The 12310-nt window shown below is 33.0% G+C and carries 11 protein-coding genes and 1 tRNA gene; 2 read left to right on the top strand and 10 right to left on the bottom strand.

Annotation, left to right across the window (positions count from 1 at the left end; all coding sequences use genetic code 11):
* The first annotated feature begins 49 nt into the window (after positions 1 to 49).
* Positions 50 to 967 carry a GYDIA family GHMP kinase gene (locus ACNQGB_RS05895; RefSeq protein WP_417946532.1) on the top strand — a complete coding sequence of 306 codons (918 nt, stop codon included), beginning with the start codon at positions 50 to 52 and terminating at the stop codon, positions 965 to 967.
* Between the two features lie 98 nt (positions 968 to 1065).
* Here the strand turns inward: ACNQGB_RS05895 and ACNQGB_RS05890 are convergent, their stop codons facing one another.
* From ACNQGB_RS05890 to ACNQGB_RS05850, 9 genes are all read right to left on the bottom strand, one after another.
* Positions 1066 to 1614, bottom strand: a complete 549-nt coding sequence (locus ACNQGB_RS05890) for a hypothetical protein (RefSeq protein WP_417946533.1) — start codon at positions 1612 to 1614, stop codon at positions 1066 to 1068.
* Positions 1615 to 1623: 9 nt separating this feature from the next.
* A complete protein-coding gene (locus ACNQGB_RS05885) occupies positions 1624 to 2091 on the bottom strand; it encodes a hypothetical protein (protein ID WP_417946535.1) in 468 nt (155 codons plus the stop codon).
* Positions 2092 to 2185: 94 nt separating this feature from the next.
* Positions 2186 to 3790, bottom strand: coding sequence for a hypothetical protein (locus ACNQGB_RS05880; protein WP_417946536.1), 1605 nt, complete (start codon positions 3788 to 3790; stop codon positions 2186 to 2188).
* 259 nt (positions 3791 to 4049) lie between these two features.
* Positions 4050 to 6146, bottom strand: a complete 2097-nt coding sequence (locus ACNQGB_RS05875) for a peptidylprolyl isomerase (RefSeq protein WP_417946538.1) — start codon at positions 6144 to 6146, stop codon at positions 4050 to 4052.
* A 108-nt stretch (positions 6147 to 6254) separates the two neighbouring features.
* Positions 6255 to 7514, bottom strand: coding sequence for a hemolysin family protein (locus ACNQGB_RS05870; RefSeq protein WP_417946539.1), 1260 nt, complete (start codon positions 7512 to 7514; stop codon positions 6255 to 6257).
* 3 nt (positions 7515 to 7517) lie between these two features.
* Complete coding sequence (locus ACNQGB_RS05865; RefSeq protein WP_309755206.1) at positions 7518 to 7712, bottom strand: hypothetical protein; 195 nt, start codon at positions 7710 to 7712, stop codon at positions 7518 to 7520.
* A gap of 12 nt (positions 7713 to 7724) precedes the next feature.
* The gene (lptC, locus tag ACNQGB_RS05860) at positions 7725 to 8279 is read right to left on the bottom strand and encodes an LPS export ABC transporter periplasmic protein LptC (protein ID WP_417946540.1); all 555 of its coding nucleotides are present in this window, start codon (positions 8277 to 8279) and stop codon (positions 7725 to 7727) included.
* Between the two features lie 47 nt (positions 8280 to 8326).
* A complete protein-coding gene (locus ACNQGB_RS05855; RefSeq protein ID WP_417946542.1) occupies positions 8327 to 9577 on the bottom strand; it encodes a hypothetical protein in 1251 nt (416 codons plus the stop codon).
* Positions 9570 to 10304 carry a type III pantothenate kinase gene (locus ACNQGB_RS05850; RefSeq protein WP_417946544.1) on the bottom strand — a complete coding sequence of 245 codons (735 nt, stop codon included), beginning with the start codon at positions 10302 to 10304 and terminating at the stop codon, positions 9570 to 9572. Before ACNQGB_RS05850 ends, ACNQGB_RS05855 begins: the two co-directional genes overlap by 8 nt.
* 98 nt (positions 10305 to 10402) lie before the next feature.
* On the opposite strand from ACNQGB_RS05850, the gene ACNQGB_RS05845 reads away from it, so the two are divergent.
* Positions 10403 to 10475: transfer RNA gene (locus tag ACNQGB_RS05845), tRNA-Phe, on the top strand.
* A gap of 521 nt (positions 10476 to 10996) precedes the next feature.
* Here ACNQGB_RS05845 and ACNQGB_RS05840 read toward each other — a convergent pair.
* Complete coding sequence (locus tag ACNQGB_RS05840; RefSeq protein ID WP_417946546.1) at positions 10997 to 12307, bottom strand: M28 family peptidase; 1311 nt, start codon at positions 12305 to 12307, stop codon at positions 10997 to 10999.
* Between the last annotated feature and the right edge of the window lie 3 nt (positions 12308 to 12310).

Here is a 12310-nt window from a genome sequence, read left to right as displayed (position 1 = left end):
TTATCTCGAATCAACAAAAAATAAGATTGCTTCGTTCCTCGCAAAGACAATGAAAAAAAAATTCTACAGCAACGGCAAACTTTTAATCACGGGAGAATATCTTGTTCTTGATGGCGCCAAAGCTTTTGCATTACCAACAAAAAAAGGTCAAAATCTCATCATTGAAAATGGAAATAACAACGAAATCATCTGGAAAAGTTATGATGCCGATGGCAGTATTTGGTTTAAAGACACCCTTTCATTTGCTGCTATTTCTAGCGGAATAACAGATGAAAATGAGTCGGTAAAAGCTACATTGATTACCATTTTACACGAGGCATACAAACTAAATCCAGATTTTATTTCAAATTCAAACGGTTATAATATAACGACAGAACTTGGGTTTCCTAAAAGCTGGGGACTAGGAACGTCATCTACGTTGATAAACAATATTGCGCAGTGGCTGCAAATTGATGCCTTTACGTTGCTTAAAAACAGTTTTGGCGGTAGCGGTTATGACATCGCCTGCGCACAAAATGACACTCCTATTGTATACCATTTGGATCAAGGCGTTCCTACTATTGAACAAGTTACTTTTAACCCTCCATTTACAAATCATTTATACTTTGTATACCTAAATAAAAAACAAAGTAGCAAAAATGCTATTGCTGCATACGAGGTGAATAAAAAAAATAGTTTGGCTAAAACCATTAGTAACAATAACGCTTTAACCGCGCAAGTTCTAGAGGCTAACACCATCCAATCATTTGCGACAGCACTGCAAAAACATGAGATTGCAATGAGCATCCTATTAGAAACAGCAACCATCAAAGAATCACTGTTTCCTGATTTTGATGGCATAATTAAAAGTCTTGGTGCTTGGGGTGGCGATTTTGTAATGGCAGTATCAGAGCAAAACCGAACCACTTATTTTAAAGCAAAAGGATATGACATTATAATTCCTTATGATGAAATGATTTTAAAATAATTTCTTTAAATCTCTATGACTTAAAATAATAAACTCCAACAATCTGACTTTGTCAAAATTATTGGAGTTATCAATTTTATTATAGAAATAAGTCAAAATCAAAATGAATATCCTAATCTTAAATGTAAATCTGCAGCAGTTTCCCACTGTTCAAAATCTATCAAATAACGTTTTCCGATTCCAAGACCAACTTCGTAATTAAATTTACTCTTGGCAATTGAACGTCTTATACCCCATTTAGGAATGAACGAAATTTGCTCTGCAACACTTAGGTTGTCTGTAGTTGAAATAACAAACCAATCAGGATTGTACTTTATACCAATAGTTATAAAGTTAGCGCTATTCTTTTTTACATATTTACTTTTAGACTCTCTTGTCTTGATGTTGTAATACCACCTTGGCTCAACAGAAAGGACTGGAGAAAAGCCCACAATTGTGCTTCCTACTAAAGAACCTCCACGGATACCAGTATCAAATCCAACTTCCGCTCTTAAAGCCAGCTCATTAGATAATCTTGACTCATGATTGATCCAAGCTCCAAGAAATCCAGATTGTAGATTAAAAACTGATTTTTCTACCCCACTTGTCTGAGCGTTAGATATAAAACCAAAATACATAACGATAATTACAAAAAATTTTTTTTTCATTTTTTTTATTTAATTAAAAATTAATCCGAAAGACAATCCGTAGCCATTCACAGTATAATACCCTTTTTGAACAAAATCTTTTGTTTCCAGCTGACGCGATTTGCTAAATACGTCAACATACATTGTTTTATGCTCAGTCTGTTTTATAACTACACCTACTCCTAACTTTGAATTAGATATACTATTTACTGAGGAATTTGACCATCTAACATTACGACCACTTTGTATGTACACAAAAAAACCATCTTGTCCAGTCCTATTTGAAAAAATTCGAAAATCAAAGAAATAAGGATTGGATAAAATATTCTCATTCAAATTTAAATCTATAGCAATACCGCCAGAAATTGAAACTAATTCAAAAAACTTAATTCCATGAATAGTATTTATATCAAAACCAACACTTGTACCGTTATGTTTCATTTTATCGGTTCTGAAATAGTAATTATCATGATTTTTAGCCAGCGAAAACGATGACATATTTAAATATTCAATTACATTTCTCTTCTTGCTTTGTTGTGAAAATACAAGAAAAGAATTGACCGTTATTATCACAAAACAAAATTTAATGCTTTTAATCAATACCATCGCTAAATTTACTTCCATGCCAATTATTCCCTCTTCTAACGGCACCAATTATTTTTACTCTATAATTTGTAGGTTTTACCAAAACACCGCAGCTCGTCTCTGGTTTAATATTCCAATCATCAATACCACCACTAAGACAAAGTTGAACTCCCCAATCAAAAGTTTGCTTTCTGACACCTACATTAAATCCCGTCGAATTTACAGATTTTTGAATAATCATTTTACCATTTAGCGGATATTTAACAACAAATGTTCTATTATCTGGTACAACTATTGATGAACCAAAGGCACTTTGTAATTGACCCTTAACTGTAGAAAAGAGACCGTTATAAAAATAAGAATTAAGCTTAGTAGCATTTAAGTTACTATCTATACCTTTTTGAATTTTTTCATCTAACCATGTATCTCCACTACCAAAAAACTCAAATGTAAGACCGCTACCAGTATTTTGAAAAACTTGGGGTAAAGACGTTTGATTAATATAAGATACTAAAGGAGCTCCCCACTGATTACTGAAATTAATCGTGTTAGGTCCTGAAAAGAAAGCTTTTTGATTATTCATAAAATATGAGCGTTCTTTGGTAAGATTAGTCACAGCATTATTGCCTAATAAAGCATCTAAATTGTACTCAAATTGCGCTGCTTCTACTACTAGACGTACTTCATCGGCTGCTTCAACTCGCCACAAACCAGTCCATCCTCTATACTGATTGACACATTTTACTCCTAAATGATAAACCAATAAATAATTATAATTAAATGCTTTTGTTTTCACACGCCTTCTATCCTCATAATGATCAATACAAACATTATTATCACCAAATAAACTACCAAAGAGACCACTTCGAGGATCACAACTTATAAGATTAGAAATAAATGAATTGTAACTTGGATCTGATGAAACAGCTGATCCTGGTGTGACGTTATAATTACCAGAAGCGACAGTATTGGAAGAATTTATTTGTACGTTAAAATATGACAAATCTGAATTAATTTGTGTTACGCCTGAATCGGGAAACTCATTAGAAATCATTATTTGTGAAGACACCGCCGTTTCAAACATGAGATCATTTGATATATTATTAAATTCTAAATAATCTTCTAATACTGTATATTTATCTTCATTAACTATAAACAATCCAACATCAGTATATTTAAAAATTTCATTCCCAACTTGAATTTCGCCATTAGAGTTTAGAAATGCGGCAAAAGTATCATCACCTATAACATCCTCCAAATCATCAAGATAATTCAAAACATCATTTTCATTATATAATGATCGAAGATTTTTCTTTGATTTTGATAATTTTGATAAATAAGTATTTTCTCGAAGCCTTTCAGTGTAATACTTATAAATACGTTCATCATTATCAGCGGTAACTACTGGCCTTAATGAATGAAATCCTTTATCAATAAAAGGATCAATTAATCGACTTACACTTTCGTCAGATGCATTTGCATATTTACTATAAATGCTAGTCAATAACTCCTTATTTAAAAAAAATAAACGTCCATTTTTTACCCCTACATTAAAATCTAGACTTTTATTGTCTTTAATTTGGTCAACATCTTCATTAGCACATGAGATCATAAAAAAACAGAGCACTAAAGATATTGCGATTTTTGCTATGTTTTGTTTTGTTTTGTTTTGTTTTCATTCGTTTGATGAGATTAATTTAACATTGTATGCAAATATAAACTAAATAAAGACTAGAATAAAATTACTACAAAAAGTTATTAACAATTATAGTCACTACTAATAAAATTTACTGCTAATTTTTATTACAAAAAATCCCGATACATTTAAATGCATCGGGATTTCTATTTGAATTAATCACCTCCTAAAAAAATTAGTAACTAAAATCTATTCTGTTATCTTCAATTTTAGCGTTAGCTTTCAATGCAGGAATTACTCTGTTTGCATCAGAAGCACTTTGCGCTTTCAATTTCGTTACATAAGCAGCGTGGCTTTTTAAAACTGGCGCTTTTACAGTACTCACGTTTTTTACAACATAAACACCGCTGTTTCCTTCGATTGGTGCAGATAATTTATTAGCCTGAAGTGCAAATGCGCTCCCCACTACTTTTGCCTCTGGACCTACATTAGGTAACATGGTATTTTCCATTGTTAAATCTGTAGCTTGCTGAACCGTTCCACCCACTGCTTTCGCAATTACTTCTAATGATGAACCTGTCATTTTAGCTTTGATCAACTCTGCTTTTTTCTTGTTTTTAAGGATAGACTCCACATAAGGACGAACAACAGAAACTGCCACTAATCCAGAATTGTCAATGCTTTTCAATTTAGCAATTACGTGACCAATATTAGCCACCTCAAATCTTTTTACCGATCCAATTTTTACGTCCTTTTCAAAAGCCCATCTTACAATAGTTCTTTGTTTCCCTAATGTTCCGAAGTTCTCATCCATTCCTTTTACAGAAACGGCTGGAGCAACAGTAAGTCCCATTCCTTTTGCTACTTTATTAAAATCTTTATCTGCGGCATCCATTTCTAGCTTAGTTGCTTGCGTAAAAATTTTATCAGAAGTTGCTTCTGACGCTTCGATTTTTTGAGCTACGGTAGCCAAACGGATTCCGTCTTGCTTGTCAGTGATTTTAATAATATGAAAACCGAAAGCAGTTTCTACTAAACCAACTTTACCAATACCATTACTAAATACGAAATCATTAAAAGGTTTTGGCAATTGGTTTGGACCAAAATATCCTAAATCACCACCTTGTTGCGCTGTCTGATCTTCAGAATTAGTAAAAGCCAACATCATGAAACTATCTGGATTAGCATTTACTTGTGCCAAAATACCTTCAGCTTTAGCTTTAGCTTCCTCTTTCGTTCTTTTTTCTTTTTGATTTTGAGCTTGAGAACCTTCATAACCTATTACAATGTGACTTGCTTTTGAATTAACACCAGATTTCATAGCTAAAGATTTAGAAATACAGTAGTATTTTCCAAATATATACGGACCATAAACAGCACCTGCAGGAAGGTTAAACAACTTATCTGCATCTACAGCAGGTAAATCTTTCTTAGCAATATAAGTTGAATCGTAAGGAACATCTGAATTAGAGTTCACAAAATCAATAGTGTTTGCAGTACTTCTAAATCCTGGCAACGTATCGTTTTTACCTGTAGCTTGGTTGTAAACCACACTTCCAGACAACAATGAATTTATTTTTGTTTTAACTTCTGTTTCATCAGCAGGCGAAGCTTTATCTTCGATCAAAACATATTCTACTTCACGAGACTCCTCTGCTTTGTATTTTTTTTCATTTTTCTTCATGAAATCAACAATCTCAGCATCTGTGATTTTTACATCACTGTCCTTAATTGTAGAGTATAAACCTGCTACATATGCAAAGTTCACTTTGTTTGATTCCATTTCGTATTTAAACTTTCCTTCGCTTTCAGTTGTGTATACACCGGCTTTGATCATGGTAGTATACATTTGGTATTTTGCGTTCAAGTCGGCATCCTTTTCTCTATCTTTTAAGAATTGAGCTTGAGCAGGGTTTGCCTTGAAATATTCTTTGAATTTTACAACATCAAATACACCTGCAGCATTTAAAAATAATGGATTTCCTCCAATGTTTTGATCCGCTTTCAAAACTTCTAATAAGTGCTTTTCACCTACTCTAAGTCCTAGTTTTTCAAATTCAGTTGTTAGTAAAGCCACAGAAACTTCTTGCTCCCAAACTCTGTTTGCTGCCTCCGTTGAAGTAATACCCTGCCCACTTTTTTCTACATTACTTACTTTCACTCTAAAATCTTCAAAAGAAATATCTTTTCCATCAATGCTTCCTACATCTTTTGATGTACTATTGAAACCACCGCTATTAAAAATATCACCTATGATAAAAGCTAATAAACAAAACCCAATAACGAGTATGAGAAGAAGTGAACGTTGTCTAATTTTTTGTAAAACTGCCATTTTTTTGTTGTTAATTTTTATAATCAGTTTGCGAAAATACAATTATCTAATTAATAATTATACTAGTAGCGTTTTATTTTGCAAGAAATTTTATTTTCCTAAAAAAAATCACTCTTGCCGTGTCATTTTTACTAATTCTATTTTCTTATTTGTGGCCTCTTCAATGATAAAATGATAGCTACCAATGGTAATCACCTCTCCTTTTTGAGGAATTTCTTTTGTGAAATCGACAATAAAACCCCCGAGTGTCCCATAGGAATCACTTTCTGGTATAGCAAATTTGTAGGTATTGTTTAAATATTCAACATCAAATCGAGTAGAAAAAATAAAAACCCCATCACCCAAGTCTTTTTCTATCAGCTCTTCATTTGAATCGTGCTCGTCTTCTATTTCCCCAAAAAGCTCCTCTACGATGTCCTCAATAGTTATAATTCCTGAGGTTCCGCCATATTCGTCTATAACTACTGCTACGCTTTTACGTTTCTTAGTTAGCAAATTCATAGCATCCTTTATAAAAATAGTTTCAGGAACAAACTCAACCGAAATCACCACCTCTTTAATATTTCTTGGCTTTTTAAACAAATCAAATGAATGCACATACCCAATAATATCATCTAGCGAATTTTGATACACTACTATTTTTGAATAGCCTGTCTCGATAAACAATTCTTTAAGATTTTCAATAGAATCAAATAGATCAACAGCAATAATCTCAGTACGCGGACTCATTACATCTCTCGCTTTTACACCTGAAAACTCTAGTGCGTTTTGAAACATTTGTATTTCAGAGTCTACCATTTCATTATCCTCCACGCTACTCATTTGCTCGGTAATGTAATTCCCTAGCTCGATTTTACTAAAATACAACTGAATTGTATCTCCATCTGTTTTAAAGAATTTGCGTAAGACAAAATCTGAAACCCCGATATAAAAGGCCGCTATCAAATAGAAAAACTTGTAAAATACAAATGCTGGGACAGCAAAAATCTTAATCAAAGAATTGGCATAAATTTGAAAAAAAACTTTGGGAAGAAACTCTGCAGTAATTAAAATTACGAATGTCGAAATCACGATTTGCAACAGCAGAATAAACCTATTAGAAAAATGAAATGACAAATCCCCCAACCACAGCAGCACAAGTTTGCCTATAAAAAAGCCATAGACCGCTGTAGCCATGGTATTACCAATAAGCATTGTAACGATGAAATTAGTTGGTTTTTCTGTAAGCTTTGTCAGAATTTTTGAAACGAAATTATCTTGTTTTTTTTCAATCTCAAGATAAATTTTATTGGAAGAGACAAAGGCTATCTCCATTCCTGAAAAAAAAGCACTTAGTATTAGACACAATATGATAATACTAATTTCCATTTACTAGGATTTTTTGTTTCGATCCTCAAATTTTTTGGCAAATTTACGTCTAAAGAAAAACATAAAAATAGCCAATCCTGCAATCATGAAACTCAACCAAAAGGTTCCTGAGGGATCACTTAATTTAGTAATTCCGTCGTAAATAAAATACGCTCCAAAAACCAGGTAAACGTATTGTGTATATTTTAAGTAGTTCATATTGTTTTGATATTAATCGGCAGATTGTATTTCGCCAGTTATTTTTTGGGAATTTATCACTTTAAAGTCTTTGCTAAAATCGATTCCTTGCCCATTGGAAGTTCCCTTTGGATCTGATAATTTAAATTTTCTTTCTGTAAAAAACCATTCGTTTTTTTGATCAAAATACAATTGCTCCGTCTCTAAGGTTTTCCCATCTTCAGTAGAAATTTTTACTTTCCCTTGCAAATCAATAATGTTGGTTCCTTTGTAGGAAATCGCATAATTGGATTTTATGAATGTTTTCATTGCCTTTTTATCAAATAAAGTGACGTCAATCCCTTTTGGAAATTCAGTAAAAGGAAAATCAACACTGGTGTAATCTAACATTTTAGAACTAACTAAAATGGCTGTAATTCTGCCTGAGTCGGTATACTTTAAATTTACCATATCTGCATCACTACCAGGAACAAATTCAGAGAAGTTAATTTTTTGAATTTCCTTAAAATTACTTTCGCACCCAAAAAACAGTGTCACGGCAAATACCGTGACAACTAATTTGATATACTTTTTTTGGACTAAAGTCATACGCTATACTTTGCATAGACAACTGGCACTGCTACCAATCCTTGTTGTTAGTTGAATTTTCGTTTTTCAAACCATTTGTCGTTAAGTGAGAAACTCACACTTAAATTTGCATAGTTTTCCTGAACAAGAGCTGCTTTTGTGGTCCCTTTTTTTCCTAGTTCGAAACCAAAATTTACATTCGAAAACGTCCCTGTTATTGGCAATCCTAAACCAAAAGTCAGTCCCATATCATTGATAGACTCATTGTTGATCACTAATCCTGTTTTTTCATATTTAAGACCAGCTCTGTAAACAATTCTTTTAGCATAACTCGTAAACGAATTATAATTCGGAATAAAATAACCTCCTAAGCTTACGCTACCGTATTTACCATAGCCCACATTAGCCTGATCGTTATAATTATTTGCTTGACCTGAAGTTTTGCCGTAAGCAATTTTCCCTCCTACAAGCCACTTTCGAGCTTCTCCTATTCCTCCACTCAAGGCTATTTTACTTGGCATGGTTAGACTAACTTCTGACTTTACATCATCCAAAGCATCAACAACTCCCAAATCAAAATTCGAATTAAAAACTACTGTAGCAATATTTCGAGTATTTTTAGAATTTAAAGTGCTTTCTAGCGAATACGTTAAACTACTAAAAATTGATATTTTTTTATAAACCCTGGTTTGATACATCATTCCAAAATTAAAATTTACTCCTGATAAATCCGCTGAATTCAATTCGCGTGTCCCTACTGGAACTCCGTTAATATACTCAAAGCTTGTACTTTCGATTTTTCCAAAATTATAATTTGCATCCGCACCAACACTTAAGTTACGATTTATTTGATATCCAACACCCAAAAATGCTTTGTTTAAACCACCAGTACCATTAAAACGTCTGCTGTTTTCTGTATCATTTTCTGCGTCATACTTAATTTTATATCCAACAGAAGAATACGGAATCAATCCAAAACCAACTCCTAACTTACCCAAAGGCAATCCAACTGCCATATAATCTAGTGTTGTTCTTGTGGCTTTGGCAGATTCTGTTGCGTTCTTTAAAGTTGCTGTCGCATACGTACCACCTAAAGTAAAAGTTGTACGAAAAAGCCTTGCGTAACTTGCTGGATTCTGAATATTCATGTGAATACTATCTTGCTCCACAGCAACACCAGCCATAGAACGATTTTCAAGCGTTCCTCTGAACCTTACATCCCCAATCCCATAAAAAGAGTACGGTGATGATGTGCCTTCTTGTGCAAAAGACACTAATGATAAAAGCAAACAAGCGCTTACTAGAATTTTTTTAATCATTTTTGATTTTATATTGAAATGTTTGGTTCAAACTCTCCAGAAGAAAATTTGAATTGGCAAATATGGTATTTTTTAATCGTTTAGCCAAAAAATCTGCATCTCCACCCGTTAAAATTATTATAAAATTTGAATACTTTGCTTTGTACGCCTCAATAAAACCATCGATTTCAAATACAAGACCATTCACTACACCAGAATGAATGGATTCCGTTGTAGCGTTTCCTATGAAATTTTTTGGACTATCCAAAGACAATAAGGGAAGCTTGGCGGTAAAATTATGTAATGCTTCATAGCGTAATCGCAATCCTGGCGAAATGGCGCCACCTAAATAATTATTTTCAATATCAATAAAATCATAAGTAACGCACGTTCCTGCATCGATAACCAATCGATTCATCAATGGAAACTGCAATGTTGCTCCTGCAGCAAGAACCATTCTATCTATCCCTAATGTTGCAGGTGTTGCATAACTATTGTTAAACGGAAAAGGATCGTCATGATTTAAAAAATGAACATTTACACTATTATCATACTCCAAAAAAGATTGTTTTTCGACATCACCAACAGATGAAACGACCAAATCTGCTATATTCTCAAAATTTTTTAAAATATTTTCAATTTTTTTTTGCAGTTCAATCTTTGAAAAAATAAAAATTTCAAAAAGGGTATCACCCTCAAAAACAGCGGCTTTAATTCGGGAGTTTCCAACATCAATAACTAAAATCATAACTAAGTCTTTATGGAGGCGAAGGTACGAATTGATTTTTTTTAAAAAATGTTTTGGATAAACTAAAAATGATTCTATATTTGCACCCGCAACAGCGAGGTACCTTAGCTCAGATGGTAGAGCAATGGACTGAAAATCCATGTGTCCCTGGTTCGATCCCTGGAGGTACCACAAAACCCACTAAGAAATTAGTGGGTTTTTTGTTTTATGTAGTGTACCTGAAAAATTGCAATTTTTGATTATAAAAATTGGCTTCTAAACTAAAATTACTTTACACTTAAATCATTCATTAACTAGCAAGAAAGATATATTGTCGCAATTATTAAAAGAGTTTTTACCACAGACTAGAAGGATTAAAAAGATTTTTAAAATTACATAACGAATTAATTTCTGCTAATTTTTGAAATCTGTCTCAAAAAAATTTAGTGCTTTATTAAATTACGTCATTAAATTTTAGCCATCACTTAAAACACAACTTTTATGTTTACCATCGATTTATAAAACTTTGCTATAACTAAGGAACATCATTTTATACAGTCCGTGGCTATGAGATCCTTTTCAAATTATTAAAAAATCAAATAAAAATAAGCAAAATCAACCAAACAAAAATGGGCAATTATTTGCATATAAATTGCAAATAATTACCCATTGTAGCACATTCTCAGCATTAGAAATGAAAATGTAGAAGTTTATTATTTTCTAATTAAAGCACTACTGTCAACACGCGATGGCGTATCCTTTCCGTTGATGATTGAAGCCGAACTAATTGCAATAGCTTTTATAATTTCAGTCATGTTTACCATATCTAAAGTTTCTATTTCATCGCTTACTTTATGATAATTAGGTTCGTTATCCATTTTTGAAGTAGAAATTGTGTGTGCTGGAACGCCAAGCTTAGCGAGCGTAGCATTATCTGAACGATAAAATAATTGTTGTTCTGGATAAGGATCCGGATAAAATTTAAACGCTGATCCTTGTAAATTCTTCTGAAGTATTTCACCCATACTTGATTTTTCAAAACCAGTTATGTAAGCAGAATTTTTACCCCACTTTGATTCTGTTCCAATCATCTCCAAGTTAAACATAGCCATAACTTGTGCTGGATCTATTTGTTTTGAAAAATATTGAGAGCCATAACCTCCTATTTCTTCAGCCACGAATGTTGTAAATAGGATTGTGCGCTCATTATTATTTAGTTTTTTAAAATATTTGGCCAACATGATCACGGCTGTTGTTCCCGCAGCATCATCATTGGCACCATTGTAAATAGAATCAGTTGCATCATGTTGCTCTCCTTCGGCCGGTGACCCAACACCTAAATGATCATAATGCCCAGAAAACACTACATATTCATTTGGCTTACTTTTTCCTGCTAAGACACCTACTACATTATTTAATGCTTTTTTTGTTACTACGTTAGTACCTTCAATAGAGAATTGTGTTGCTTCCATTGTTCCAAAAACAAAAACTACTGTATTTCCAGCAGGATTAGCACTCATTTGCGGAATGTGCTTTATATTTTGAATTCGGGATTTGAAAGAGGCATCTACTAAAACCAAAAGATTCTTGCCGCTTTGATAGTATTCGTAAAATTTTGGACCAAATTTATCTCCAGCATTAATTTTCACAACTTGAACGTCACTTTTTTCAGTCATAAGGACTTGCGGTTGGTATGAAAAAGAAACTACATCTACTTCATCCATTGTTTTACCATCAATAAGCACATTGATACTACTATTTTTAGACTCGGTCATGAAAAACTCCTGCTTAAAATTTTTCGCACCGTTAAAGGTTTGTAAGCCTATTTTCTTGAATTCAGATTCAATAAAAGAGGAAGCCTTATCAATACCCGGAGTAAATGCTCTACGGCCTTGCATATCATCTGCCGCGAGTGTTTTCTCAATTTTAGTAACGTCGTTTTTATTAATAATTGTATTGATGGACTGTGCTTGTAACAAGCACGTTGAACAAAGCACAACAGCACTTAAAATGATTTTTTTCATAAA

The sequence above is a fragment of the Flavobacterium frigidum genome (genome assembly GCF_048286795.2).
Note: the sequence above shows the minus strand (reverse complement) of the source record. Positions and strands in the feature narration are given on the sequence as shown.